At 69.0% G+C, this 26,700-nt stretch carries 24 protein-coding genes; 16 read left to right on the forward strand and 8 right to left on the reverse strand.

Annotated elements, in window-relative coordinates; genetic code table 11:
- Positions 1-143: 143 nt before the first annotated feature.
- Together ACIBTV_RS06785 and ACIBTV_RS06790 are read right to left on the reverse strand one after the other, a co-directional pair.
- Entirely contained in the window at positions 144-356 is a 213-nt protein-coding gene (locus tag ACIBTV_RS06785; RefSeq protein ID WP_396703045.1) for a hypothetical protein, read from the reverse strand.
- A 22-nt stretch (positions 357-378) separates the two neighbouring features.
- The gene (locus tag ACIBTV_RS06790; protein WP_396703046.1) at positions 379-651 is read right to left on the reverse strand and encodes a hypothetical protein; all 273 of its coding nucleotides are present in this window, start codon (positions 649-651) and stop codon (positions 379-381) included.
- 368 nt (positions 652-1,019) lie between these two features.
- On the opposite strand from ACIBTV_RS06790, the gene ACIBTV_RS06795 reads away from it, so the two are divergent.
- From ACIBTV_RS06795 to ACIBTV_RS06805, 3 genes are all read left to right on the forward strand, one after another.
- Entirely contained in the window at positions 1,020-2,243 is a 1,224-nt protein-coding gene (locus tag ACIBTV_RS06795) for a helix-turn-helix domain-containing protein (protein ID WP_396703047.1), read from the forward strand.
- Positions 2,244-2,267: 24 nt separating this feature from the next.
- Entirely contained in the window at positions 2,268-2,735 is a 468-nt protein-coding gene (locus ACIBTV_RS06800; RefSeq protein ID WP_396703048.1) for an NUDIX domain-containing protein, read from the forward strand.
- A 903-nt stretch (positions 2,736-3,638) separates the two neighbouring features.
- The gene (locus ACIBTV_RS06805; RefSeq protein WP_396703049.1) at positions 3,639-7,169 is read left to right on the forward strand and encodes an NACHT domain-containing protein; all 3,531 of its coding nucleotides are present in this window, start codon (positions 3,639-3,641) and stop codon (positions 7,167-7,169) included.
- Positions 7,170-7,310: 141 nt separating this feature from the next.
- On the opposite strand, the gene ACIBTV_RS06810 is transcribed toward ACIBTV_RS06805, so the two are convergent.
- Together ACIBTV_RS06810 and ACIBTV_RS06815 are read right to left on the reverse strand one after the other, a co-directional pair.
- Positions 7,311-8,735 carry a reverse transcriptase domain-containing protein gene (locus ACIBTV_RS06810; RefSeq protein WP_396703050.1) on the reverse strand — a complete coding sequence of 475 codons (1,425 nt, stop codon included), beginning with the start codon at positions 8,733-8,735 and terminating at the stop codon, positions 7,311-7,313.
- A gap of 141 nt (positions 8,736-8,876) precedes the next feature.
- Positions 8,877-9,665 carry a hypothetical protein gene (locus tag ACIBTV_RS06815; RefSeq protein WP_396703051.1) on the reverse strand — a complete coding sequence of 263 codons (789 nt, stop codon included), beginning with the start codon at positions 9,663-9,665 and terminating at the stop codon, positions 8,877-8,879.
- A 652-nt stretch (positions 9,666-10,317) separates the two neighbouring features.
- Here ACIBTV_RS06815 and ACIBTV_RS06820 point away from each other — a divergent pair.
- Positions 10,318-10,821 (forward strand): hypothetical protein, encoded by a 504-nt coding sequence (locus ACIBTV_RS06820; protein WP_396703052.1) that lies wholly within the window; start codon positions 10,318-10,320, stop codon positions 10,819-10,821.
- 1,187 nt (positions 10,822-12,008) lie between these two features.
- Here the strand turns inward: ACIBTV_RS06820 and ACIBTV_RS06825 are convergent.
- The gene (locus ACIBTV_RS06825) at positions 12,009-12,338 is read right to left on the reverse strand and encodes a hypothetical protein (RefSeq protein ID WP_396703053.1); all 330 of its coding nucleotides are present in this window, start codon (positions 12,336-12,338) and stop codon (positions 12,009-12,011) included.
- Positions 12,339-12,599: 261 nt separating this feature from the next.
- On the opposite strand from ACIBTV_RS06825, the gene ssd reads away from it, so the two are divergent.
- The 7 genes from ssd to ACIBTV_RS06860 all read left to right on the forward strand — a co-directional run bounded on the left by ssd (position 12,600) and on the right by ACIBTV_RS06860 (position 18,015).
- Entirely contained in the window at positions 12,600-13,703 is a 1,104-nt protein-coding gene (gene ssd, locus ACIBTV_RS06830; RefSeq protein ID WP_396703054.1) for a septum site-determining protein Ssd, read from the forward strand.
- Positions 13,700-14,953, forward strand: coding sequence for a TadA family conjugal transfer-associated ATPase (locus ACIBTV_RS06835; RefSeq protein WP_396703055.1), 1,254 nt, complete (start codon positions 13,700-13,702; stop codon positions 14,951-14,953). Before ssd ends, ACIBTV_RS06835 begins: the two co-directional genes overlap by 4 nt.
- Positions 14,950-16,122: a type II secretion system F family protein gene (locus tag ACIBTV_RS06840; RefSeq protein WP_396703056.1), complete on the forward strand. Its 1,173-nt coding sequence runs from the start codon at positions 14,950-14,952 to the stop codon at positions 16,120-16,122. Before ACIBTV_RS06835 ends, ACIBTV_RS06840 begins: the two co-directional genes overlap by 4 nt.
- Positions 16,122-16,919 (forward strand): type II secretion system F family protein, encoded by a 798-nt coding sequence (locus ACIBTV_RS06845; RefSeq protein ID WP_396703057.1) that lies wholly within the window; start codon positions 16,122-16,124, stop codon positions 16,917-16,919. The genes ACIBTV_RS06840 and ACIBTV_RS06845 overlap by 1 nt, the downstream gene beginning before the upstream one ends.
- A gap of 63 nt (positions 16,920-16,982) precedes the next feature.
- Entirely contained in the window at positions 16,983-17,111 is a 129-nt protein-coding gene (locus ACIBTV_RS06850) for a DUF4244 domain-containing protein (RefSeq protein ID WP_208418639.1), read from the forward strand.
- Positions 17,108-17,476, forward strand: coding sequence for a TadE family type IV pilus minor pilin (locus ACIBTV_RS06855; protein WP_396703058.1), 369 nt, complete (start codon positions 17,108-17,110; stop codon positions 17,474-17,476). The genes ACIBTV_RS06850 and ACIBTV_RS06855 overlap by 4 nt, the downstream gene beginning before the upstream one ends.
- A gap of 104 nt (positions 17,477-17,580) precedes the next feature.
- A complete protein-coding gene (locus tag ACIBTV_RS06860; RefSeq protein WP_396703225.1) occupies positions 17,581-18,015 on the forward strand; it encodes an Rv3654c family TadE-like protein in 435 nt (144 codons plus the stop codon).
- A 125-nt stretch (positions 18,016-18,140) separates the two neighbouring features.
- On the opposite strand, the gene ACIBTV_RS06865 is transcribed toward ACIBTV_RS06860, so the two are convergent.
- The 3 genes from ACIBTV_RS06865 to ACIBTV_RS06875 all read right to left on the reverse strand — a co-directional run bounded on the left by ACIBTV_RS06865 (position 18,141) and on the right by ACIBTV_RS06875 (position 21,477).
- The gene (locus ACIBTV_RS06865; protein WP_396703059.1) at positions 18,141-18,719 is read right to left on the reverse strand and encodes a hypothetical protein; all 579 of its coding nucleotides are present in this window, start codon (positions 18,717-18,719) and stop codon (positions 18,141-18,143) included.
- A gap of 55 nt (positions 18,720-18,774) precedes the next feature.
- A complete protein-coding gene (locus ACIBTV_RS06870; protein ID WP_396703060.1) occupies positions 18,775-18,981 on the reverse strand; it encodes a hypothetical protein in 207 nt (68 codons plus the stop codon).
- A 123-nt stretch (positions 18,982-19,104) separates the two neighbouring features.
- Complete coding sequence (locus ACIBTV_RS06875) at positions 19,105-21,477, reverse strand: DEAD/DEAH box helicase (protein WP_396703061.1); 2,373 nt, start codon at positions 21,475-21,477, stop codon at positions 19,105-19,107.
- A gap of 142 nt (positions 21,478-21,619) precedes the next feature.
- Here ACIBTV_RS06875 and ACIBTV_RS06880 point away from each other — a divergent pair, with 142 nt between their 5' ends.
- From ACIBTV_RS06880 to ACIBTV_RS06900, 5 genes are all read left to right on the forward strand, one after another.
- Positions 21,620-21,970 carry an STAS domain-containing protein gene (locus tag ACIBTV_RS06880; protein ID WP_091593163.1) on the forward strand — a complete coding sequence of 117 codons (351 nt, stop codon included), beginning with the start codon at positions 21,620-21,622 and terminating at the stop codon, positions 21,968-21,970.
- Complete coding sequence (locus ACIBTV_RS06885; protein WP_396703062.1) at positions 21,967-22,404, forward strand: ATP-binding protein; 438 nt, start codon at positions 21,967-21,969, stop codon at positions 22,402-22,404. Before ACIBTV_RS06880 ends, ACIBTV_RS06885 begins: the two co-directional genes overlap by 4 nt.
- A 369-nt stretch (positions 22,405-22,773) precedes the next feature.
- Positions 22,774-25,134 (forward strand): sodium-translocating pyrophosphatase, encoded by a 2,361-nt coding sequence (locus ACIBTV_RS06890; protein ID WP_396703063.1) that lies wholly within the window; start codon positions 22,774-22,776, stop codon positions 25,132-25,134.
- Between the two features lie 116 nt (positions 25,135-25,250).
- A complete protein-coding gene (locus ACIBTV_RS06895) occupies positions 25,251-25,793 on the forward strand; it encodes a hypothetical protein (protein ID WP_396703064.1) in 543 nt (180 codons plus the stop codon).
- Positions 25,784-26,524: a hypothetical protein gene (locus ACIBTV_RS06900; RefSeq protein ID WP_396703065.1), complete on the forward strand. Its 741-nt coding sequence runs from the start codon at positions 25,784-25,786 to the stop codon at positions 26,522-26,524. The genes ACIBTV_RS06895 and ACIBTV_RS06900 overlap by 10 nt, the downstream gene beginning before the upstream one ends.
- Positions 26,525-26,700: the final 176 nt, after the last annotated feature.

A 26,700-nucleotide genomic window follows, 5' to 3' on the forward strand; every position in this document is an offset into this window, starting at 1 on the left:
CCGCAACGCTGCCCGACGCTGCCAGCACGGACCCTCCTCGCCGCATGCGGCGCAGCGCCCGTCCGCGCTCGACGGAGTGTGCTGGTCAAGCTGCGCCTGTGCCGCCCGGAGCTGGTCGCGCACCGCCTTCGACAGGTAGACGCTCACCGGTCCGCCCCATCCGGCGGGAGCTTGCTCGCGCGTACCAGGATCTGCGCCTGCCGACCATGCCGGCCGGACGGACCGAGCCTGAATCCCTCGACCCAGATCCACTCATCCTGCGGCGGACGGTTGGCCACCAGTCGAACCCCGGTCACCCACAACGTCACCGGCCCGTCCGACGGCAGGAGACGATCGGCTGCATCGATCGTCAGCACCGCGCCGAGTCGTACCCGAACGTCAAACACCGCGCCTCCTCATCACCGGCGCCACGTTGCGAGGCGGCGCGTTGTCGGTAGTGCGTCGCTGGATCTGAAGCCCGGCGATCTGCGCGAAGACCTCCCGCCGCGCCACCGCCTTTCCGGTCACCGGATTGATGGAGTAGCCGGTCAGCCACACCCAGCCGTGGTACGTCGGCTTGTCGCAGACCGAGGTCACCCGCAGCCACAGCGCGCGGTCGCCGCCGAACTGCACCGACGCCCGACCGTCGATCAGCACCAGGTCGCCCGGCATCGGGACGCCCGGTCGGGGCGGTGCCAGCTTGCGAAGCGCCGAGGTGGGCGGGCCATTAACGGGTCGTCGTTCGGGTCGCGGTCCCACGCCAGCACCCACCCCGGGCCAGCCTCAGCAGGTCGCCGCGCGACCGGAACCCGCGCAGTCCAGGCAGGACCGCCGAGCCAGGGAACGAGTTCGCTCCGTCCCGCGCGCCATTCCCCGGATGGCGGTGCGGGCAAGGGTGTACTTCCAGCCCGCGCCCGAGCAGGATTGGCAGTTGCTCGATACGTTCAGCCCCGTCATGCAGACAGGTTGTGGCACATACCGCCCAGCAACCCGGAAAATCCTTCCGGGGTCGCAGCCGACCGAGGGGAGACAGTGAACCGGTGCGCGGGACAACCAACACCCTGACCATCGGCGAACGCGTCGCCTGGTACCGCAGGCGACGCGGCCTGTCCCAGGAAGTCCTGGCCGGACTGATCGGCCGTACCGCCGACTGGCTGGGCAAGATCGAGAACAACCGGATCGAGCTGGACCGGCTCTCCGTCATCAAGTCCCTCGCCGAAGTCCTGGACATCTCCCTCGGCGACCTACTCGGCGAACCTTCACTGCTCGACTGGACCGGCGACAGCGGCACCGAAACCGTGCCCGCCCTGCGCGCCGCCCTGATGAACTACCGCGCCCTCGGCCCGTTCGGCGGCAGCCCGGACGCGGAGCCGCCGAGCGTCACCGTGCTCAAGAAGGAGGTAGGCGCCCTCTGGAACGCCTACCAGGACTCACGATTCGGGTACGTCACCGGCCGCCTACCCGACCTGCTCCACCGCGCCCAGGCCGCCGCCGACCACCACGACGGCGACGACCAGGACCAGGCCCGCCGCCTGCTCGGTCTGGCGTACCAGCTCGCAGCTACCCAGCTCACCAAGCTTGGGGAAAGCGACCTCGCCTGGATCGCCGCCGACCGCGGCTTGGCCGCCGTCCGACCCACTGGCGACCCGCTCATCACCGGCTCACTGTTTCGCTCCGTCGGCCACGCCCTACACGCCACCGGCCGCTACGCCGAAGCAGTACGCCTCACCGAGGACGCCGCCGGCTACCTGGAGCCCCACCTGAAGCACGCCACGCCCGCGCTGCTCTCCGTCTACGGGACCTTGTTCCTGTCCGGCTCGATGGCCGCCGCACGGTCCAACGACGCCGGCACCACCCGCGCCTTCCTCGTCGCTGCCGACCAGGCCGCCGGTCAGCTCGGAGCGGACGCCAACCATCTCTGGACCGCATTCGGCCCGACCAACGTCGCCATCCACCGCGTCGCCACTGCCGCCGAGTTGGGCGATCTTCAAGTCGCCATCGACCTTGGGCCACGTGTCGACACTGCCGGTTTGCCGATGGAACGCCGCGTGCGCCACGCCCTCGAAGTCGCCCGCGCCTACAGCTCGTGGAACCGACTCGACGCCGCCCAAGCCGTGCTACTCGACGCCGAGCAGATGGCACCCGAGCAGGTCCGCCACCACTTTCTCAGCCGACAACTCGCCCTGACCTGGATTCGCCGACAGCGCGGCAAGCCCTCGGCTCAACTGGTCGGACTGGCCCAGCGGCTCAAGGTGCTCGACTGAGCCCAGCCCATCTAGGCTGCCCTGGTGACGGCCAACGAGATGCCACCCATGGCAACCCCGCGCGTCGCCGCAGGCGCCCTCTTCTTTGACAACGAAGGCCGCGTACTCCTCGTACGCCCCAGCTACAAGACGCACTGGGACATCCCCGGTGGTTACGTCGAACCCGGCGAGTCACCGCGTACGGCGTGCATGCGCGAGATTGAGGAGGAATTGGGCCTAACCACTGCTCTAGGCCCCATGCTCGTCGTTGACTGGGCGCCGGCAGAGCACGAGGGAGACAAGCTCCTTTTCATCTTCGATGCCGGATCTCTCACCACGGAGCAGGAACGGGCCATCCGCTTCGCCGACGGAGAGCTGACCGAATGGCGCTACGTGGCAGCAGATGGTCTGGACCATCACGGACCGCCTCGACTCACTCGGAGGCTCCGCACAGCGATCGCAGCGCGCAACAGCAGCAACGCCACCTATGCGGAGCACGGCAACGCTCTCTAGTCCAGATTTCGACACGGGCTCAAGGCAACCTGCAACGGGCCGCACACGCGCCGACGCCTGGGCGCGTATCGGTCGCTGCCGCTGTCGCTCTGCGGACGTCACGCCTGATGCGCGGCGGCTGGCGCGGAGAGCAGGAAGCCCCGGACGGAGCGCCGCCGCTGACCAGGCCGTTGACCGCGGTGTGGTCGGCCGACAGCCGCGGCCAAGATCCCGTGCGGCGCAGGGGAGCGCACGCCGACTGCGTCGGTGAGCTGACAGCGGTCGGGACGTTGCGCGGTTTGAGCGCCTCCGGGAGGGAACGCTCCGGCTCCAGTATGGCCGGGGCTCTATCGACGGGGCACGGGTCTGTTGGCAGTTGCGGTAGGCCATCCCGCCTGCCATCGACCCGGGCAAGCCGAGCAGATCACCCACTGACCCGTCAGCGTCCGAACTTGCGTCAAGGTCTCCTGACGTGGCGGGCTGAGCGGTGGGCCCTCCCGACGAGGGCGGGTCGACGGCAGACAGTGAGGATGGTGGCGCAGTTGCAGCGGCGCGTCCATTGCTTCAGTTGAGGAAATTTCCGTAGGGTCAAGCAGACCAGGAATCAGGGGAGGGCGGCCCAATGCGCGCCCAGCATGGGGGGCGAGCCGTGGGTGACGACGTGTGGAGCGCGGTGTCCCAGGACAATCGTTTAGTAGGTACTGCGGCTGCTGCTCAGTTGGGGAGAGTTGGGTAGTGACTACCGACCAGCGCAGGAGCCCGCCTCTATCAGCCATCCCCAAAGCGCGTCGGAGGCAGCCTACCGAGCAGCCTGGCAACTCCTTCAAGTACCTCTACTGGCGACTCAGTGAGAAGCAGTTCCAGCAACTTTGCGGCGCCCTATTGAGGCTCAAATATGATCCGGTACAGTGCTTCCCAGTCGGCATGGCCGACGAGGGTGTCGACGCAATATCGGAAGGCTCCATTGTCTACCAAGTAAAATGGACAAGTAAGGTCCAGCAAGACCCAAACCAATGGCTGAAGGCCGCGATTGAGAGGGAGCGAGCCAACATCGCCCGTCTCGTAGAGCAGGGGCGGATATCACGCTATGTGCTAATGACGTCCGTAGCAGGCACTACGACGGCGAGGCGGACTGGAAGTATCCAGAAGTTAAACGAGGATCTGAGAGATTATAGCGAGGAATTCGGCATTCCCATTGAGTGCTGGTGGCAGGCCGACATCGATGCGGAGGTTGATGCTGCGCCAGACTCAATCAAATGGTCTTATCAGGAAATGCTCGCCGGCACGGAAGCAATGCGCTACCTCATTCACGGGTCCCAAGTCTCCGGCGACGCCGCCAAGATGCGGGACACTCTGCTGCAGGTAATGGCAACTCAGTGGCGGGACGACTCTAGAATCAAGTTCTCCCAGGTCGAAATGGACCGGGTGAACCTCGTTGACTTCTTCGTCGACGTCAGGGTATCGCAACAGACTGCACCTCGTAACGCCGTTGACCGATTCGTCAGTTCACACGACCGTCGAATCCATGAGGGAGCCGGAGCCGTTGACTATATGTTGAAAACAACGGTTCCGCTCACGTATCTTCTCGGTGTCCCCGGGCAGGGCAAGTCAACGCTTGGCCAGTACCTTTGCCAGGTTCACCGGGCAGCAATTCTGCCTGGCGATATGCTCGGCGACAAGAGGCCGCCGCATGAGTCCATTGCTGACCCGAAGCTGCCATTGCGCGTCGACTTAAAGGAATATGCTGAATGGCTTTCCGGCCACGATCCGTTCGGCGACGATGAGCCGCCCAAAAAGCCGAAGTTGCGCAGGAAAGACCAGCGGAGCCTGGACCTTTTCCTGGCGGCCTTCTGCTCGGCGCTAAGCGGTGGCAGGCTTGTTACGGTCGAACACGTGCAGAGCCTGCTGGCTCGCTATCCTACGTTGCTGGTGCTTGACGGCCTAGATGAGGTGGCTGACCCAAGCTTGCGCAATGTCGTGGTCGAGCAAATCAACATTACCTCGACCCGGATGGGCGCTGAGGCCGGCACACGTCGCTTTCAGGTTCTGGTTACTTCCCGTCCCAATGCTTCTGCCCTTCCAGAGCCCGACAAGGACATCTTCCAGACGCTCCGTCTTGAACCACTGACGCAGCAACTTCAGCGAGAGTTCGTCAATAAATGGGCCGACGCAAATCAAATTCACGGAGTCGCGCGGCGGAAGCTGCATCGCACATTCCAAAGCCGAACGGCTATTGACCACATCGCACAATTGGCCGACAATCCCATGCAGTTGACCATTCTTCTCTTCCTGATAAGCAGGAAGGGGGAAGCGGTCCCAGTATCACGCACGCCGCTCTACACGGACTATATGGAAACTCTTCTTAGCCGGGAGGTGGACAGGAAGCAAATTGAACGCGACCAGGTCCCTCGTGTCACCGAGGTAACCTCCTTCCTTGGCTGGCACATGCAGTCCGGCGTGGAGACGGATCCCGGCGCGGGCCGGATGACCCAAGAAAACATTGAGACAACCGTCTACATCTACTTCCGTCGTACTGAAGGGCCGAGCAACCAAGTCTCGGACCTCTTCCGTGCTGTCACCGACCGATTCTGGGCTCTGACCAGTAAAGATGAAGGCACGTTCGAATTCGCTGTTCAGCCCGTTCGGGAGTACTTCGCGGCGAAATTCCTGGCAGAGTTTGCTGGGCAAGACCTTCGAGATCCACTTCCTAAGCAGGAGGTGTTGGGGCAACTCGTGGTGCGGCCATATTGGCTGAACACGGCCAGGTTCTATGCCGGCTTCGCTAATCCTAACGAGCTCGCCAGCCTGCGGTACGGGCTAGAGGATGTGCTACTCGCGCGACGTCACCCACTCCAGGAACGTGTAGCCATCTGGACTCTGGTCAACGATGGCATTTTTGCCAACAAGACCCCGGTGCAGCGTGACGTCGTACGTCTTCTTGTGGACGATCTGAGCTTGCAACTGATAACAAGCGCCGGAGAAGCCTCGACAAACTTCCCTCGCTTGAGCCCCAAGTCGGGCGGCGACGACATGACGGCACTGCTTCTACATGATATCCAGTCCGCCCCTGCCAGTCCCATATCCTTAGTCAGGGCGCTGTTTTTGCGCCGGCATCTACCGCTCGAACAGAAAGCCTTCGTGTCGTGGTGGTTGCCGCAGATGCGAGCGGCGATTGGAACGCCGACGGAGACGGCTTGGCTCAGTATAGGTGGTCGCTTTGGCGTTCCGCGAGTACTGCCGCCCGACGCCAACAGGTTGCGCCTTGACGACCCTGAGTCGTGCCAGGCCGCCCTATCTGTTGGAGCATCTCCGGACCCAGGGTCCGAGCAAGAAAAGGCGCTACTTCAAGCAGTGCTTGACGGTTGGTGCTCCGATATATCTACGTCCAGCTCTAGCATGGCCGGCAGTTTGTTGCGTGCCACTCGGCCACAGTGGTATTTGCAGCTCGTAGAGCAAGGCCGGGAAATCCCTCAATTGTCGTCGGGGCATCTTCGGACTACGCCCTCGGACCGATCCTCGCGATCATCCGCCTGGAATGAACTTGTTAGCATCGACCAGAGGTATGCGCGGCTTAAGAGGGCTGCTAATGCGCGTGGCAAGGGTCAGAAGGGCACGACCGAGCCGTGGCAGAATCCGGCTAGAGAAATCTCCCGTATACACGGACCTTGTTGGCTGGCAGCCGAGATCGCCGTTATTGGTGCCGCGGCACCGGACAGAATTGGTTCCGGCTCATTTGATCCCAATGGGGAGCCTTTCGGCGCAAACGTCGACTACGGAACTTTCGTACTAGAGGTGCGTCGCCGCCGAGACTCGCAATGGTGGAAAGACAGCCATGACAGGTACGAGGATTCCCTGTCCCGGCGGACTTGGGCCTTGGCGCTTTTGGCCACCGCTAAAGAAGACCTCGTAATTGAGCTCATGGATCGGATCGACGGGGTCCTCGCAGGGGCAACCATGAACGAATTCTTGGCGGTCGCTGCTTCCTCTAGCCGGCTAGGTGTTTCAGGAATAACGCGGCGGCTGGGGTCCAAGACGTTGGCTGCTGTAGGGATACGGTCACCGCGAACCGGTCTGCTCGTGACTCATTTTGCTGCCAGCCTGCATCACTTCGACCCGCTAGAGCCCTTGAGCGATGATGGTTTGGCGCAGCTTGCGCGGCCGGACGCTACAGCATGGGCCGTTGCCCGGGCTATCACCGTGAGACTAATGAGGGGTCGGAGCGAGACCCTGCTTGATGCGCTGGCTGTTATCGGCCCATATTGCGGCGTGAAGATGCCAAGCGGCATAACTCGCCCTAGGTCAGAACTCGTCGAGCCGATCCTTGGGAATCCCGCTAAATATCCAAGTGCGTGGGTTGCATTAGCTGAACAGTGGCTGTCACTGAAGAACGGTGAGGCAATTATGGAAGAGGTAGTTGTCAATCGAGGATGGGCGCCGAAGGTACCGCGGATCTAGCATGGAGCGGCTGAGGTTGACTTCTGTGCCGCGAGGTACTGCGTGAACCGACTGGGGGTGACGATCGAGACGGACGCCGCGGACAAGCGTGGGTACCCGGAGGCACCACACCAGTGGACCTGCCTGCAGAAGCCGTCAGGTTCAGTCACCTGCAAAATCCAGCTCGTATGCGAGAGGTACGAAGGACATCTCGTTGAGCATATTTACGGTGACCGCATTCTCCGGGAAGTCAGTGAGCCACTGTTGTACCTGGGACGTAGGAGCCCCAGCGTTGAGGCCAGCTAGCGCCAGGACGCGACGCTCCAACGGACCGCTAACCCGCTGGATCGCGGCCTCAATGGCTTGAATTGCCACGCGAGGACTCCAAGCTGCCAGGCGCTGTGCAGCAAGCGCAAGCAATGGCAGGCTCTTCGCGTTCCCGGCAAGTTCGTTTGCTAGGTGGTCGATCAGGCCCTTCGACATCAATTTCCGTTCAGACGGGAACATCGTCGCGAATTGCGCAACGGGCCATTCTACCTTTCCCCACGGCGAGCTGCGATAATCGAGAAACCAGTCTTGCATCCTGACCGCCCGCCTTGAGTCTCGGAAGAGGCGGCCAAGATGATCCGCGACATGCGGCATCCGATGTGACACATCTTGAATCGATTTCAGCTTCCGGAAACGCTTATGTGTCTTCATCCTCTCCGCAACGAACCTGACAGTGGTTCGATTAGCAGTTTCCCTGTCTTCAACGATCTTTCTAATTAGTGCATTCAGCGGGCCTGTGTCAGTCGGGGATGAAGCTAAGCCTTCGTCGATTGCACTATGCTCCAGTTTTAAGACCTGCTCGACGACGGCGCTACCTTCAAGTAGTTTCGTTTTGGCCACGTTAAGGTGTAGGCCCATTGGCGCTAACGCCTTTTGGATCTCGATTTGAGCCAACCTCAGTTGGCCCGCATCATCACCGAAGATCCAGATATCGTCCATCCATCGCGCAAAACTGCGTGCACCGCCTTTGCTGGGCCATCTTTCCTTGCTTACGTCAACCAACACGTCGTCTATGCGAGAAAGATAAAAATTCGCGAGCACGGAGGACGCTTGGCAGCGTTGGGGTATCCCGGATCGGCCAGGAACCTTATCCCAAGACTGCAAGAATGAATTCAGGCGGTCTGCTTCGATGTCGAGGCCAGCGGAGCTCAGTCGCTGTTCAATTTGGGCGCACAGTCGATCAACAGGAATGCTGGCGAAACATGAGACAACATCTGTCTTCAAGGCGGCGTCATATTGGTTCGCCAACTCACTAATGTGTGTGCGATATTTCTCCCACTCGCGGTCATTGCGAGCGTACTTCCCTGGCCTTGGATTAGTGCGGGGCAACCTCCACCCGAAGACATTTGGGTTAAGCCGCCCGATCAGGGTTTTGCTGACTCTTCCGACTATTGCCTGGTAAGCCAGCCGATCAATCGGGTCCAACACCACCGCGGGGCGAGTTGCGAAGTTTTCCTTCGGCACGTCAACCAAGCAGGAGGCTGCGGCACCTCGGCCATTCAGGCGAGCTTGAAGAATGGAGGGCTGATGCTTAATCACCCAGTCAATCTCTGGCCATCCCCATGGATCCCGGTACCAGTCGCCGAGAAGGTCCTGATGACTCGTTGATAGAGTAGCTCTTAGATCAATCTTCGGAAGCCACAACTTACATCACCCCGCCGAGCTGACCAATCGAATTACTTATAGAACCCATTCAGCGGGCTCGCCAATCTCATACTCTTGCTTCTTGCCAGGGACTACGCCACGTCGCCTAATTTGGTCGGCATCCGCCCAAATCGTTGAAGGGTTTCCGGAACTCCGCAGGAGTTCGAGTTCTTTGACTTGCTCAGGGGTTGCTTCTAGCTCATATATATCTGCCACAAGGATTTCCCGGCTCTGCGCAAATGTGCTGTAGCGCATGGGTGTCACATGCCGTCGAATCCTACGCTCGAAGATCCAAGGGAAAGCGTCAGCGGAAACGACGCCTTCGTCGACCAATTCTTCCCAAAACTCACGCCACGGAGAAGTCTCCCTGGACTCGCCCGACTCGAACCATCGAAAGAACGCAACGAGGTTTTTTCCGGGAACTCGAACCCTGAGATCGTTTTTGCTTGATTCGTCTACAGGAATTAAGTCGTCGGTCAGAATTCCCAGTTGGTCAAGATGTCGCTTTGCCGATTCAGCGTATTTGTAGACGCCGCCAACGGGCACATAAGTGCTGAAGCGCTTCCCTTTAGTTAATAGGTAGAGCCCATCAACCTTGATTCTATAGAGATACGAGATCGATAGCCGGATCGTCTGCCTGCGGTAGATGAGAGAAAGCCAAAAAATTCTTAGCCATCGCCGATTTTGAATCACTGCGTCGATCAAAGGGATTGCTGCCCCGGTTACAAACCCGCTCGTTACGGCAAAGGGGCCACCGTCTGGGTCCATGAAAAGAAGGGCAACAAGGCCGAATGCGACAAAGCTCGCAAAGATTCCTGGTCGCATGGTGCCCGCTTCTCCCCAATGTCAGGTCACAAGGACGGTACAGTGCCGCGTCATAACCCTCAACGGTCGGAATGCTGACACGTTTGGCTTCCAACGTTGACAGAAGCGTTGGCAGCATCCGGTTCGTACGACGGCACCAGGCGAGGCCCTGCCGGACAACAGTCCGACATCGGCCACGGGCAGTCGGGCCGGCCCGCACGCCCAGGACTCGTAGACGAGACGTCGGCAGATCCTCGCCAGTAGGCACCCTCAGGGCAGCGTCCTGATGCGGCTGCCGTGGATGCGCTATGTCCTCGCCTGGGAAATGTTCTTCCCACTCCTGGGCACCTCGGGCTGCCGCGGGGCCGATGAGCGACGCGACAGGCGCTACCCGAAGCCCATTCACTGCGGGTCGCCATCGGTGCCTTCCCAAGCCTGTTAAGCGTCTGGCGGGACGCGAGTGCCAGCATGTCCCCTGACGGGACCAGCGCCGACGCCCCATGCTGCCGAAACAGTCTCTTCAGGATCAAGGGGCCGCGCAAGCGCGGCCCGCCCGCCGCACTCGGCCTGCTGGCGGCCTCCGGCCGGCATCGGCCGGCGCGGCGGGCCATCGGTCCCGAAGTCAGTTCGAGGAGTCGATGCCAGTAGGTCGGGCGGCACCCTGCGCCGGGACGTGGATCTGAAGACGGCGGTGGAGACTGTCACGATGCAGTCGACGATCCGACGCCACCGCGAGTTGTTCGCATCCGTGCACAAGCGGCCCCTGATGTATCTGCTTCGGCCTGACTTCAGCTCAGGCGCCGCCTTCGTGCTCGGGTGCCACGTTGCCGACGAGGCGATCCTGACTGGCTTCCAAGAATGGCTCGTCACACGGGTGGGATGCGGGTCGAACGTCTTCTGGCCGCACCTCGTCCTCAGGCTCACCGAGCCAGTCGGTCCGAAGAACCCACGCGAGCTGGACCCCGAGACTGATCGCAGAGCCTTCGACGCGCTGTTCTCCCTGTTGGACGAGTTCCTTGCGCTTCGAGAGGAACACGACAGCCTGCGCAGGGTCTATCGAGCTTACGAAGAGTGGCAGGAGCTGCGCGACGACCAGGGATGCCCGGAGTCCGGGGCCTCGGAATGCCCTGTCGTGGATTGGCCGCGTCCGGCGTCTGCCGGCCGAGCAGGGCCGTGACGATCGCGGAAGCCCCGAGCACCGCCGAGGGCAGGGCGATCGCTGCCGCGCCGCTTCGCGGCTTGCCACCGGATAGCGGGGTCCAGGCGCGCGGAAAGCCGCCGACACAGCAAGCCGCCCCCGGCCCGAAGGCCGGGGGCGGTGAGCCGTACGCCGCCGGACAACCGCGCCCATGCGCAGCCGTGCCAGCTACGTGCCAGTAGCCGGTGTCCCCGACGGTCTGTAGCGGTCATGACCGGGCAGCACGGCAACATCGCTGACCAGGCGTTCCGGACAGATCAGGTCAGCAGAGAACGATCTTCCAAACTGAGCTTCTGGCGGGCGAAGGCGGACCGCTTCGGTACCTAGAGTGCACGCCACGCTGCCGATAGCGTTGGGTCTGTGACGGAAGAGGTTCGGCGAGCCGTCCGGCGGCTTTGCGACCAAGCGCTCACCGGCGTTGGTCGATGGTCTGGGCGGGCTCCACTTCGCGATGCCCTGTACCACGCCACACGTGGGCGGATCGACAAGCGCCCACGCTACTCGGTCGGCCAGCTCCCGACCCTCGACACGCCCTGGCAGGACACCGCGTCAGGCAGGTACTTCGGTTGGCGGTGCCGGCAGGCGACCCTCAACGGGGAGTTCGCCTTTGCCGTCGAATACATCGTGTGCCCGCACTGCCGGACAGCCTGGGTCGACAAGCCATACACCGCCGAGGAATACCAGCGTCAGGGCCTTGCTTCGGTGGCCCTGTGGGCGCTCCGTGAGGAGAATCCAGGACTGCATTGGTACACCGGCAGCGGGCACCTGGGCGAGGCCAAGGCGTTCTGGATGGCTGTTGGGCGCGGCATTCCTGGTGGCTACCGTCGACGCGAGCTGTGCGAGCACATCGGCAGGCCTGGGGGGTTGAAGCCGGCCTGGCTACTTCGGCGAGAGCGGCGCCGGGCCGATAGCGCCCGTGACGGTTGATGGCGGTTCCGCGGTACGGCGCAAGGCGTAGGAAATCAGCGGATCGTCAGCGAACGCCGTACCGCGTGGTCCGACTCGATCATGCTCGACGGCACGACCGAAGCGTCTGACCACGCGGTACGGCACTTGATCACACTCGCTGCTACGTCGGGTCACTTTCCCCCCGACGGGGGTCGTCCCTTTCTCCGGGAGCTCCGCCAGCGGCAGCTGGGCGCGACCCGCGCGTGCCGGGCCGCGCCTCAGCAGGAACCCAGCCGGTTGATGGCCGGCACCAGTGCGCCACTGACGATGAACCCCAGCAGCGCGAGGGCGAGCCAGGGCCAGGGGTGACTCCTGCGGCGCGTGACCGCCCACCAGGTCACGACGACAGAGGCCACCGCTGTCAGCAGCATCAGCCCGCTGAGGAGACGGTAGGCGTCCATGGCCAGCCGGAACGTGTCGCCGGTGTCGCCCGGACACGGCTCCGAGGGCGCGAAGCCCACGAGGGTGTAGAGGCAGCCGAGGAACACGGTCAGGGCGAGCGGGATGGTCAGCACCACCGCTACGAGAACCGGCGCGCGGGATCGCATGGCCGCAGGTTAGGCATCGAAGGTCACGGACGCGGCACGCGGTGACGACGAGGACGCGCCGAACCCGTCGTGCTGCTGCCACCGGCGTGGAGCTGCATCCCCGGGGCTGAACGGGATCCCGCGCATAGCAGATCCACTGCCTCCACGGGCGTTGTCCACAGGCCGCCCGGTTGTCCACAGGCGGGCCTGGTGGGGCAGCCGACGGGGTCGCCGGCGAGCAGGGTCTCGGTCAGCACCTGAGCCCGACCGCTGGAGGCCGCGATGCCACCTCGTACCTCACTCCCGTCGCCCGGCCGGCGACCGCTGGTCGTCACCGCCGACGGCGACCTGCTCGACGACCTGCTCCGGCTCGCCGCCGCCGGCGGCGCGGAGGTGGAGCTCGCTCCCGATCCGGCTGCCGCCCGGACCCGCTGGCTGCCCGCGCCGCTGGTGCTGCTCGGCGCCGACCAGGCGCAGCCCTGCCTGCGGGCCCGGCTGCCGCACCGGCCACGGCTGGTGCTGGTCGGCCGGTCCGGCGAGCTCGACCCCGGTTGGCAGGTCGCCGAGCTGATCGGCGCCGAGCACGTCGCCACCCTGCCGGCGGCCGAGCCGTGGCTGGTCGACCGCCTCGCCGAGCACGGCGCCGAGGGCCCGCCGGGTGCGGGAGCGCGGATCGTCGCGGTGCTCGGCGGTCGGGGTGGCGCCGGGGCGAGTGTCCTGGCGGGTGGGCTCGCCGTCACCGCCGCCCGGTCCCGGCTGCGCACCCTCCTCGTCGACGCCGATCCACTCGGCGGCGGGCTCGACCTCGTGCTCGGGTGGGAGCAGTTGGAGGGGTTGCGGTGGCCGGCGCTCACCGGCGCGGACGGCCGGGTGGACGCTCCCGCCCTCGTCCGCGCTCTGCCCAGCCGGGGTGACCTGGTGGTGCTCTCGTGGGACCGCGGCGATCTGTTCCCCCTGCCGGCCCCCGCCATGGCGGCCACCGTGGATGCCGCGCGGCGCGGGCGTGACTTCGTCGTGGTCGATCTGCCCCGGCAGCTCGACGACGCCGCGGTGACGGCGTTGCAGAGCGCCGACCAGGCGTACGTGATCGTGCCCGCCGAGTTGCGCGCCACCGCCGCCGCGGCCCGGGTGGTGGCCACCGCCGCCCCGCACTGCGCCGACCTGTCGGTCATCGTGCGCGGGCCGGCCCCCGGCCGGCTCAAGGCCGCCGAGGTGGCGCGGGCGCTCGGGCTTCCGCTGGCCGGCGCTCTGCGCCCGGAGCCGGGCCTCGTCCGTGGACTGGAGCGGGGCGAGGCACCCGCTGCGGCCGGGCGCGGTCCGCTGGCCGCGCTCTGCCAGCGGATCGTCGGGGACCTGACCGGCGCTTCCCGGGCGGGTGCGGCATGAGCGTCGAGGGGGCGCGGCAGCTCCCGGCGGACCCGGCGTCGACGCGGCGGCCGGACGACGACGGGCTCACGGTTCGCGTGCGGCAGCGAATGGCGGCCACCGCGACGCCGGTCACCCCGGCGGCGATCGTCTCCGCGGTACGCGCCGAGCCCACCGCCGCCGTCCTGGGTGACACCGCCGTGCTGCGGATGGCCGACCGGGTCCACGACGACCTGGTGGGTGCCGGGCCGCTCGCGCCGCTGCTGGCCGACCCCGAGGTGACCGATGTGCTGGTCAACGGTGTCCGCGTGTGGGTCGACCGGGGTCAGGGTCTACAGCAGGTGGCGGTGCCGCTGGGCTCGGTCGACGAGGTGCGCCGGTTGGCGCAGCGGCTGACCGCGAGCGCCGGCCGGCGGCTGGACGACGCCTCCCCGTACGCCGACGCGCGGCTCGCCGACGGGACCCGGCTGCACGCGGTGCTGCCACCGGTGGCGACCGACGGGCCGTACCTGTCGCTGCGGACCTTCCGGCAGCGGCCGTTCACCCTCGACGAATTGGTGCGGCACGGGACGGTGCCGCGGCCGGTGGCGCCGGTGCTGTCCGCCGTGGTGGCGGCGCGGCTCGCGTACCTGGTGACGGGCGGCACCGGCTCGGGCAAGACGACGCTGCTCAACACGTTGCTCGGGCTGGTCCCGTCGACCGAGCGGATCGTGCTGGTGGAGGACGCGGCCGAGTTGCAGCCACGGCATCCGCACGTCGTCGGGTTGCAGGCGCGGACGGCCAACGTGGAGGGTTCGGGTGTGGTCGGGCTCTCCGACCTCGTGCGGCAGGCGCTGCGGATGCGACCCGACCGGCTGGTGATCGGTGAATGTCGGGGCGCGGAGGTGGTGGACCTGCTCGCCGCGTTGAACACCGGCCATGACGGCGGTGCCGGGACCCTGCACGCCAACGCCCCGTCCGACGTGCCGGCCCGGCTGGAGGCGCTGGGGATGCTCGGCGGGCTGCCCCGGGCCGCGTTGCACGCCCAGGTGGTGGCCGCTCTCCAGGTGCTGGTGCAGGTGCGCCGCAGCGACCGGGGTCGGGTGCTCGAATCGGTGTGCCTGTTGCTCCCCGAAGGGCCCGAGCGGCTGGTCACAGTGGTGCCCGCCTGGGTACGCGGACGAGGGCTCGGCCTCGCCGCCCGCCCGTTGGCCGCCCTGCTGGCCGAGCGAGGTGTGACGGTGCCGCCGATCCTCTGCGAGCCGTGGCCCGGATCGGCGGGCCCGGCATGACCACCGGGATCTGGCTGTCGGCCGCCTCGCTGCTCGGTGCCGCCGTCCTGATCGGCTGGCCGCTGCGCGCCGCCCGGGTCCGCCGCCGCGTGACGGTGGGTTCGGGCGGCTCCCCGGCCGCGTCCACGGACGACGCGCTCATCGAATGGGTCCTGGGGCTGGGGCGGGCCCCGGGCGGTCCCGCCGGGCCGAGGTCCGAGCTGCTCGGCGGGCGTACGGAGGCGGCCACCACCGCGCACCGGTCCGCCTTCGACGGCGCGTCCGTCAGCCGCGCGTCCGTCAGCCGCGCGTCCGCCTCGGACAGCGTCGTCGAGGCGGTGGCTCGGGACGTCTCGGCCGGACGGGACGTCGGCTCTCGGTCATCGTGGCCCGGGGCGCCGGCGGGCGGACCCACCCAGCCGTCGCGTCCAGCGGGTCCCACGCGTCCCCCTCGTCGACGCGACAGGCGTGGCCCGGCAGGGTTGGGCGGGACGCCGTTCGGGCGCGTCACAGTGCAGCGGCAACGCAACGAGGCCCGCCCGGCGTCGTCCGATCGACCTCGATGGTCCGTGCGGCTGTCCCGGTCACCCCGGCGGATGCTCGTCCTGGCGGCCCTGGGCTGTGCCGGGATCGGCGGGCTGGTCGCCGGCCCGGTGGGGGCGGCGGCGCTCGGCGGGTACGGCGCACTGGGCGTCCGGGCGGCGCTCCGCTGGCGGGCGAGCCGGCACACCGAGCGGATCAGACGCCATCGGTTGGACGAGCTCTGTGGACTCGCCGCCGATCTGCGCGCCGGGCTGCCCGCGCCCGTGCCGGCGAACGAGTCGTCGGCCGAGCCACCCGAGGGCACGGACCGGCTCGACCGGCTGGTGTCCGCCGCCGTACGACTCGCCGACCGCACCGGCGCGCCGCTCGCCGAGTTGGTGGAGCGGATCGAGGCGGATGCCCGCTCGACCGCCCGGGGGATGGCGGCGGCGACGGCGCAGGCGGCGGGGGCGCGCGCCACCGCGTGGCTGCTGGCGGCGCTGCCGCTCGGCGGGATCGCGCTCGGCTACGGCATCGGGGTGGATCCGCTGGCGGTGCTGCTGCACACGCCGGTCGGCGCGGTCTGCGCGGTGCTCACCCTCGTGCTCCAGGCGGCCGGGCTGTTCTGGACCGAACGGCTCACCGCCGCGCCCGGCCGGGGCGCCTGATGGCCGCCTCGGCGGTCACCGCGAGTTGCCTCGTGGCGGCGGCCCTGCTCCTCGTCGTCGCCCGGCGCCGACCGGCGCGCCGGCTCCGCGCGCTCGGACGGGGCGCGGAGAGCCGGCCGGCGCGACTCCGGCTCCACGGCACCCGCCCCGGCCGCCGTCTCGAGCGGGAACCGGCCGACCCGCCGCGCCCGGGATGGCTCGGGCGTCCGGACGTGATCCGCCTCGCGGCGATGCTGGCGGGCATCGCCGTGGCGGTGGTCGTCGGCGGGTGGGTCGGCCTGCTCGCCGCCGCGCCGACCGCGCCCGTGCTCGACCACCTGCTCCGTCGGGTCGAGCCACCCGCCGTCCGGGATCGGCGCCTGCGTGAGGTGGCCGACCTGCCACTCGCGGCAGACCTGCTGGCGGCGGCCATGCGGGCGGGCGCGCCGGTGGACCGCTCGGTGCTGGCGGTTGCCGAGGCCCTGGACGGCCCGCTCGCCGATCGACTCGGCCGGGTCGGCCGCACGCTGCGGCTCGGCGGCGGGCCCGAGGAGGCGTGGTCGGCGCTGAACGGGGTGCCGGCGGCGGAGCGGCTGACGGCCGCCGCCTACCGGTCGTCGAACAGCGGCGCGGCGCTCGCGGGCGCGCTGACCCGGCTCGCCGACGACCTGCGCGCCGACCGTGCCACCGCCGCCGAGGCGTCGGCCCGCCGCGCCGGAGTGCTGATCGTGCTGCCGCTGGGGCTCTGCTTCCTGCCGGCGTTCATTCTCGCCGGCCTGGTGCCGGTGATCGTCGCCGTGCTCGGCGACGTGCTCTGACAACCATCGAGGAAGGGGTACGACGTGCGCAAACTGCTCGCCCGCCTGCGTGGGGACGCGGGGATGAACACAGCCGAGTACGCCGTCGGCACGCTCGCGGCGGTCGCCTTCGCGGGCATCCTGCTGAAGGTGCTGACCTCCGGCAACGTCCAGTCCGCGTTGACCGCCGTCATCGACCGGGCGCTGAAGTGATCCGGCGCCGGCTGGCCGGTCGTGACCGGGGGTCGTTCACCGCCGAGCTGGCGGCCGGCCTGCCGGCGCTGCTCCTGCTCCTGCTCACCGGCCTGACCGCGGTGAACGCGGTCGGGGTCCGGGCCGGCTGCCTGCACGCGGCCCGGGAGGCGGCACTGGCCGCCTCCCGGGGCGGCGACGGCGGCTCCGCGGGCGGCCGTGGCGCACCGCCCGGCGCCGAGGTCTCGGTCTCGGTGGAGGGCGAGCAGGTCCGCGCCACCGTACGAGCCCCGGTGCGGACGCTCGGTGCGCGACTGCCCCGCCTCAGTGTGTCCGCGTCGGCGGTGGCCGCCGTCGAGCCCGGCGCCCAGCAAATCGAACGATGAGCCGACACGCCGGGGGACGGGGGATGAACCGACGCGCCGAGGGCCGAACGATGAGCCGACGTACCGAGGGTTGGGGGATGAGCCGACGCGCCGAGGGTTGGGGGATGAGCCGACGTGCCGGGGGCCGCACGACAGGCCGGCTCGTCGCAGCCCGGACACCTGCGTGCGACTTCGGTGCGGGTGGCGCCGGTGCGGAGACGGAACGGGGCGGAGCCACCGTCCTGGTGCTCGCCGTCGGGTTGGTGTTCGTGCTGTTCGGGATCTTCGGGGCGGCTGTCACGGCCGCACAGTTGGCCCGCCAGCGGGCGGCGGTGGCGGCGGACTTCGGCGCGCTCGCCGGGGCGGGCCGGGCGATCGAGGGCGAGCCGATCGCCTGCGCCCGGGCCGCCGACCTTGTGGCCGGCAACGGCGGCCGGCTGGTCACCTGTCGGCTGGACGGCCTCGACGCGCTGGTCACGGTCGAGGTGACGATCGCCCCGCTGCCCGGTCTGGTCCGTGTCGCGACGGTCAGCGCCCGCGCTGGCCCGGTGACCGGATGACCGTCGCGGGGCGACGCGTCCCGAACCGCCCGTGGCGAGAATGCCGACCGCCCGTGGCGACGATGCCGGACGCGCCCGGGACGCGGGTCGGGGCGGCGTCCCGGGCGGATCGGTCGACAGTGGCCTCAGCGGGCCTGGAGGGCGTCGAGGGCGACGGACATCGCGATGACCAGTCGGCGGTCGATCTGCGGCTGGTGGATCTCGACGACGTACCGGTCGCGGAGACCCCACTTCTTCACCACCGAGAAGACCGGCTGGCCGCCGGCGGTGAAGTCGAAGTGGTACGGCAGCCAGGACAGCGAGTCGACGAAGCGGCGCAGCAGCGCCACCGGGAGGCTGCGCTCCTGGCCGGTCACCTGCGGCAGGCCGTTCTGCTCGACGTGCCAGGTGGAGCGGAGCAGCGACTGGGCGAAGTCCTTACGGAACAGGCCGATCGGGTTGCCGGCGGCGTCGGTGACGTCGTACGTCGCGCCGAGGTCGAGGCGCTGACGCGCCTTGAAGCCGAGCAGCGGCTGCTGCTTGGTGTCGTCGGTGTAAATGGTCACCTGCTCCTTGAAGGCGAGCCGCTTCTGCTGGGCGAAGGCCAGCAGCCCACCCTCGGAGCCGTCGGGAGCCACCGAGTGGACCTCGTACTGGTTGACCATCATGCGCAGTCGCTGGCGGATGTGGAACCGCTGCTGAGCCTGCAGGTTGTCAGGTTGCATCTGTCGTTCTCCTTGGGGGACGTGTGCGCCGGAGTCTCGCACAGCCGAGACCAGCTCATCGGCCGATGTCGGCCGTGGCGCGCAGCCCCCAGGTGTGCAGCACCTGGTGAATGGCCCGCAACCGCTCGTCGATCCGGTCCAGCCGCTCCGCCTGCGCGAGGGCGGCCAGCGCGGACGCGAATGCGATCTGCTGGTCGACGGTGAGCTTCTCCTGGTCGAGGTTGTAGAGCAGGTCGACGGTCTCGGCGATGGTGTCGGCCACGACTTCCTCCTCGGGGTGGCAGCGGCGAGGACATGCGCAACCTTCGATGGAAGCGCTCCCATATCGTTCCCGGCCGAGCCGCCTCCCATGCCTGTCCATCCGGACCGACCACCGGGCCGGCGGTCAGGCCGGCAGGTTCGCCAGCACCACGTCCAGCACCCGGATCGCGTCCGGCTTGGAGAGGGGATTGTTGCCGTTGCCGCACTTCGGCGACTGCACGCAGGACGGGCAGCCGCTCTCGCAGCCGCACTCGGCGATCGCGTCCCGAGTGGCCTTCAGCCAGGCGCCCGCCGTGCCGTACGCCCGCTCGGCGAACCCTGCCCCGCCCGGGTGGCCGTCGTAGACGAAGACGGTCGGCGCCTCGGTGTCCGGGTGCAGGGCGGTGGAGAGCCCGCCGATGTCCCAGCGGTCGCAGGTCGCGATGAGTGGCAGCAGCCCGATCGCCGCGTGTTCGGCGGCGTGCAGACCCCCGGGCACGTCGGCCGTCTCCACGCCGGCGGCGGTGAGCGACTCGGGGGAGAGGGTGAACCAGACGGCCACGGTCCGCAGCTCCCGCACCGGCAGGTCCAGCGGCCGGGTGTCGATGACCTCGCCGGTGGCGATGCGTCGCCGCTGGTACGACACGACCTGGCTGGTCACGTCCACCTCACCGAGGAACATGCCGACCGGTCCGGCGTCGACGTACGAGCGGACCGACGCCACCGAGACGTTGGTGACGTCCCGGGCGTGGGTGGACCAGTCCGGCTCCTCGGCGTGCACCAGCGCGCAGCCGTCGGCGAGGTCCAGGTCGTCCACCACGTACGAGACGCCCTGGTGCAGGTAGACCGCGCCGGGGTGGAGCAGGAAGTGCGAGGAGCCGCCGTCGACCGTGCCGAGCAGCCGCCCGGTGGCCGACTCGACCACGACGACCGGTGCGCCGCCCTCGCCGCGCAGGTCCACCTCGGGTCGCTCCCGGTGTCGCCAGTACCAGCCGGTGGGCCGCTGCCGCAGCGCGCCCGCCTCGACCAGCTCCTGCACCGCCTCCTTCGCCCCGTCACCGAAGAGCGCCAGGTCGGCGGGGGTGAGCGGCGCCTCGACGGCGGCGCAGGCCAACTGCGGGGCCAGCACGTACGGGTTGGCCGGGTCGAGCACCGTCGCCTCGACGGGCCGCCCGAAGACCGCCTCCGGGTGGTGCACCAGGTAGGTGTCGAGCGGGTCGTCCCGGGCCACCAGCACGGCGAGCGCCTCCTGCCCGGAGCGCCCGGCCCGGCCGGCCTGCTGCCACAGCGACGCCCGGGTGCCCGGGTAGCCGCAGATCAGCACCGCGTCCAGGCCGACGAGGTCGACACCCAACTCCAGCGCGTTGGTGGAGGCCAGCCCGAGCAGATCGCCGTGCAGCAGCGCCCGTTCCAGCTCCCGGCGCTCCTCGCGCAGGTAGCCGGCGCGGTAGGCGGCCACCCGCTCGCCCAGCCCGGGCACCGCCTCGTCGAGCGCCCGGCGGGCGTTGGCCGCCACCACCTCGGCGCCCTTGCGGGAGCGGACGAAGGCGAGGGTGCGTACGCCCTCGGCGACCGTGTCGGCGAGCAGGTCCGCCGTCTCGCGCAGCGCGGACCGGCGGACCGGCGCGAGGTCCACGGCGTCGGACGAGGTGTCGGCCGAGGGCAGCAGCGGCGGCTCCCACAGCGCGAAGGTCACCCCGCCCCGGGGCGACGTGTCCTCGGTCACCGCCGCCACGGGCAGCCCGGTGAGCCGACCGGCGGTGGTGGCCGGGTCCCCCGACGTCGCCGAGGCCAGGACGAACACCGGCGAACTGCCGTAGCGGGCGCACTGGCGGCGCAGCCGGCGCAGCACGTGCGCGACGTGCGACCCGAACACGCCCCGGTAGGTGTGGCACTCGTCGATCACCACGTACGTCAGCCGGCGCAGGAAGCCCGTCCACTGCGCGTGCCCGGGCAGGATGCCGTGGTGGAGCATGTCCGGGTTGGTCAGCACGAACCGTGAGTGCCGGCGGATCCACTCCCGCTCGGCGCGCGGGGTGTCGCCGTCGTAGCAGGCGGGGCGTACGCCCTCCAGCTCCAGTTCGGCGACGGCGCGCAGCTGGTCGGCGGCGAGCGCCTTGGTCGGCGCGAGGTAGAGCACCGTGGCCCGGGGGTCGGTGAGGAGGGTCGCCAGCGCCGGCATCTGGTACGCGAGCGACTTGCCGGACGCGGTGCCGGTGGCGACCACGACGTGCTGGCCGTCGTACGCCAGGCTGGCCGCTTCGGCCTGGTGCCGCCACGGCGCGACCACCCCGCGCCGGGCGAACGCCGCCCGCAGCTCCTCCGGGGCCCACTGCGGCCACGGCGCCGGCACACCCGCCCGGGCGGGCACGCGCTCGACGTGGGTCACCGGGTCGGCGTCGCCGCGACCCCGTAGCCGGACCAGCAGGTCCGCCGGCGAACGCCGGCGGTGGACCGGGGACGGCTCCGGGGCGTGGCGCGGCGCCAGGCGCGCCGAGCTGAAGCCGTCGGAAGTCACGTCCTGCACTCTCGCACTGGTGTTCGGAGATGAAAAGCCGGGCTCCGGGGTAAGAGGGAGCCGCCGCCGGTGGACCACTGCGTCTTCCGGCGGTAGTGGTTAGATGCCCAGGAGAGTTTACGGCTCTTGCGAGGAGGGACCGATGGAGCTGTCGCTGGCGACCCGCACCGTGGGGGAGCACACGGTGCTCGAGGTCGGCGGTGAGGTGGACGTCTACACCGCCCCCCGTCTGCGCGAGCGGCTCCTCGAACTCATCGACGGCGGCGCGCGGCACGTGGTGGTCGACCTCGGTCGGGTCGACTTCCTCGACTCCACCGGGCTCGGTGTGCTGGTGGGCGCCCTCAAGCGGCTGCGGTCGGCCGAGGGCACGTTCGCCCTGGTCTGCGACAAGGAGCCGCTGCTCAAGATCTTCCGGATCACCGCGTTGGACCAGGTCTTCCCGCTGCATCCCACAGTCGACGCGGCGGTGGCCGCGACCGGCGCCGGCGCGTGATGGCGACGGTCCGGCTCTCGTTCTCGCCGGCGCCGGTGCACGTTCGCACCGCCCGTCTGGTCGGCGTCGCGGTCGCCCGCCGCGCCGGCGTCCGCGAGGACCTGCTCGACGAGGTACGCCTGGCGATCGGTGAGGCGTGCACCCGCGCGGTCGCCCTGCACCGTCAGTACGGCCTGCCCGACCCGGTGCTGGTCGAGATGTCCGACGCCGGGCAGTACGCGGTGCGCGTGATCGACCGGGCGCCGATCGAGGCGAGCATCGGTCTCGCCGCCCTGCCCCCGGACGAGCTGGCCGACGAGTCGCTCACCGACGAGGCGCTCACCACCGGTGTGGGCTTCGCCCTGCTCGCCGGGTTCGTCGAGGACCTCCAGGTGCGCCCGGTCGACGAGGGCATCGGCACCGAGGTGCGGATGGTCTGGCCGGTCGGCCGCTGATCCGAGCCGCGGGCCGGTCGCGTGCGACCGCGTCCGCCGCGGGCGCCGACCCGTGCCGCGAACCATTAGGCCGCGTTCCCGCCAGGGAACGCGGCCTGCGTTGTATGGGTCTAGCCCTATATCAGATTTCCGCTCATAACACAGCGATGAAGATCATCGGCCGGGGGTGCACCCTCGGTGTGACCTCGGACACTGCGGAGGGCTACAGTACCCGGGTTGTCAGCAAGTGATCCATCCCGCACCCAGCGGGAACGGGAGTCCATCGCTGGTCCGCAGGGGTGGGCTCGGCGGGCGCTTGCGAGTCCGCATCCAGGCGCCGGCCGGTGCGTCTCCACCGGCCGGGCGCGTGTTCGGTACAGGAGGACACAGATGTCCGAGACCTTGGCCGCCGACGGCGGCGGGCTTTCCCTTACCGGAGCCAATGTCACGTACGTCGTCATCGCCGCGGTGATCGCGCTGGTGGCGCTCGTCTTCGCCGCCGCCCTCACCCGGGCGGTCCTGGCGGCCGGCAAGGGCACCACCAACATGCAGGAGATCTCCGGGGCCGTCCAGGAGGGCGCCTCGGCCTACCTGCTCCGACAGTTCCGCACCCTGGCGATCTTCGTCGTCATCGCGGTGATCCTGCTCTTCCTGCTGCCGGTGCACGACACCGACGGCAGCGAGATCGCCGTGAAGATCGGCCGGTCGGCCTTCTTCGTCGTCGGCGCGCTGTTCAGCGCGTTCATCGGCGGCGCCGGCATGTGGCTCGCCACCCGGGCCAACCTGCGGGTGGCCGCCGCGGCCCGGGAGCGACAGGGCGGCCGCGAGTCCGCCATGAAGATCGCCTTCCGGACCGGCGGCGTGGTCGGCTTCCTCACCGTCGGCCTCGGCCTCTTCGGTGCCGCGCTGGTCGTCATGATCTTCCGGGGTGACGCGCCGACCGTGCTGGAGGGCTTCGGATTCGGTGCCGCGCTGCTCGCGATGTTCATGCGGGTCGGCGGCGGCATCTTCACCAAGGCCGCCGACGTCGGCGCCGACCTGGTGGGCAAGGTCGAGCAGGGCATCCCCGAGGACGACCCGCGCAACGCCGCCACCATCGCCGACAACGTGGGCGACAACGTCGGTGACTGCGCCGGCATGGCCGCCGACCTGTTCGAGTCGTACGCGGTGACGCTGGTCGCCGCGCTGATCCTCGGCCGGGCCGCGTTCGGCGAGGATGGTCTCGTCTTCCCGCTGATCATCTCCACGATCGGTGTGCTCGTCGCGATCGTCGGTGTCTTCATCACGCGGCTGCGCGCGTCCGACCGCAACGGGCTGGTCGCGATCAACCGGGCCTTCTACCTCTCCGCGGTGATCTCCGCGGTGCTGGTGGCGATCGCCGCGTACGCCTACCTGCCGGCGACCTTCGCCGAGCTGGAGGGTGGCCTCACCGGCATCAACGAGAACCCGCGGGTCGTCGCGATCGGCGCGGTGGTCATCGGCATCGTGCTGGCCGCCGCGATCCAGGCGCTCACCGGCTACTTCACCGAGACCAACCGGCGCCCGGTGCAGGACATCGGCAAGAGCTCCCAGACCGGCCCGGCCACCGTCATCCTCGCCGGCATCAGCGTCGGCCTGGAGTCGGCGGTCTACTCGGCGCTGCTCATCGGCGCCGGCGTGTTCGGCGCGTTCCTGCTCGGTGGCAGCTCCATCACGCTGTCGCTGTTCGCGGTCGCGCTGGCCGGCACGGGTCTGCTCACCACGGTCGGTGTGATCGTCGCGATGGACACCTTCGGCCCCATCTCCGATAACGCGCAGGGCGTGGCCGAGATGTCCGGCGACATCGACGAGCACGGCGCCCGCACGCTGACCGAGCTGGACGCGGTCGGCAACACCACCAAGGCGATCACCAAGGGCATCGCGATCGCCACGGCGGTGCTCGCCGCGACCGCGCTGTTCGGCTCGTACACCGACACGCTGCGTACCGCGTACGCGGACGCCAACATCGGCAACGTCGACAACGAGATCCTCAACGCGCTGAACCTGTCCAACCCGCGCAACCTCGTCGGTCTCATCATCGGCGCGGCGGTGGTCTTCCTCTTCTCCGGGCTGGCCATCAACGCGGTCTCCCGCTCGGCCGGCGCGGTCGTCATGGAGGTCCGCCGGCAGTTCCGTGAGCTGCCCGGCATCATGGACCGCACCCAGCGGCCGGAGTACGGCAAGGTGGTCGACATCTGCACCCGGGACGCGCAGCGCGAGCTGATGACCCCCGGTCTGCTGGCCATCCTGGCGCCGATCGCGGTGGGCTTCGGCCTCGGCCCGGGCGCGCTGGCCGCGTACCTGGCCGGCGCGATCGGGGCCGGCACCCTGATGGCGGTCTTCCTGGCCAACTCGGGCGGTGCCTGGGACAACGCCAAGAAGCTGGTCGAGGACGGCGCGTACGGCGGCAAGGGCTCCGAGTCGCACGCCGCGACCGTCATCGGCGACACCGTCGGCGACCCGTTCAAGGACACCGCCGGTCCGGCGATCAACCCGCTGATCAAGGTGATGAACCTGGTCTCGCTGCTGATCGCGCCGGCCGTGGTGGCCTGGAGCGTGGGCGACGACAAGAACACCGGGCTGCGGGTCGCCGTGGCCGTGGTGGCCGCGCTGATCGTCGTGGCGGCGGTGGTGTTCAGCAAGCGCAAGGGTGTGGCCATGTCCGACTCGGACGCCGGCGACGGCACCGGCTCGGGCAGCGCCGACCAGCGGTCGGAGACCGTTCCGGCCTGACCCGTACCGCACCGTGGCCCCCCGGCCGGCGCCCGTCGCCGACCGGGGGTCCCGCCCGTCCGGACCGGCAAACCTGAGCGGTGCCGGCGCTGGACGAAGGTCGTACGCTGCAACGCATGCGTACGTGCCGGGCGACTGCCGCCGGAAAGCTCACGGTGGTCCTGGCCACGCTCGCCCTGCTCGCCTCCGGCTGCGGCGGCGGCCCCAGCCCGCAGGCCTGGGCGGCCTCGGTCTGCACCGCGCTCGCCCCGTGGCGTTCGGAGATCAGCAGGTTGACCAGCAGCACCGACCAGCAGATGACCGCGCAGACCACCCCGGCGCAGGCCAAGGAGAACCTGGTCCGCCTCTTCGCCGGGGCCGAGCAGGCCAGCGAGACGGCTCGGCGCAAGGTCGAGCAGGCCGGCGTGCCGGAGACCGAGCACGGCGACGAGATTTCCGCCGGCTTCCGCAGCTCCCTCGCGAAGATCAGGGACGCGTACGGCCGGGCGCGCGGCACCATCGACGGCCTCGGCACCGGTGAGGCAGGTGCCTTCTACGACGGCGTCCGGGCCGCCGTGGACACCCTCAACAAGGAGTACGACGCCAGCGCGCTGGACACCAGCCAGCTCAACTCCGAGGAGCTGAAACGGGCCTTCGACGAGGTGCCGGAGTGCCGCTGAAGGGAAGCGGCGACACGTCGGGGGCGGAACTGCTCCCGACGCTCTTCCCGATGCCCGACGCGGCTGCCGCCGCCTCGGCTACCCCGGCTACCCCGGCTGACCCGTCCGACCCGGCCGCGCCGGCCCGCCGGATGGCCGCCGAGGAGGCCGGGAAGCAACTGGTCTTCTTCGGCGCCGAGACAGCGGAGCCGACCCTGGCCGACCTCGCCGGGCTGCTCGCCGGCCCGGCGGAGGTGGTCCGAATGGGCGGGACGGCCCGCGTCTCGGTCGTGGTCGACGCCGCCTGGCGGGTGCACGTCCTGGTGGCCGAGCTGGCCCAACGGGGGCTCGCGGCGAGCTGGGAACCGACCGAGGACGAGCGACACGCCGTCCGCACGTCGTACGCCCGGACGCTGAAACCGCTCGCGGCCGCCTGGCTGCGCGGGGAGGCGCAGCGGCCCCCGGCGAACTTCCACCTCAACGGCCGACGGCTACGGCTCTGGCTGGCCGCGGCCGGGACGCCCGAACCGCCCGGCCTCCTGCTCCGGCTCGGTCCGGTGGACGAGGAGGGCCGGGCGGTGGTGGGCCGGGCGCTCGCCGCGGTCGGCGTCGCCGGTGACCTGGTCACGGCGGAGGCGGGCGGGCCCGCGTATCTGATCACAGGACGCCGACGCCTGCGTCGCCTCGCCGAGATGGTCGGCGACCGGCCGCCCGCCGCCCCGGAGACCGCCTGGCCGACCCGACTGCCCTGACCGGCGGGCGCGCGGCGGCCGGGCCGGCGTCGTCGCGTGTCCGGTCGCGGACAGCCGGGGGGACGATCCGGGCGGAAAACGGCGGGTGGGGCCTCGGCCGACGGTCCGCCATCATCACAGTGTCCCGCTACGGGGCCTACTCACGGTGTACGGTGGCGCCGACCGGCAGGTCCACC

The organism is Micromonospora sp. NPDC049366 (assembly GCF_044466625.1).
Classification (GTDB): domain Bacteria; phylum Actinomycetota; class Actinomycetes; order Mycobacteriales; family Micromonosporaceae; genus Micromonospora.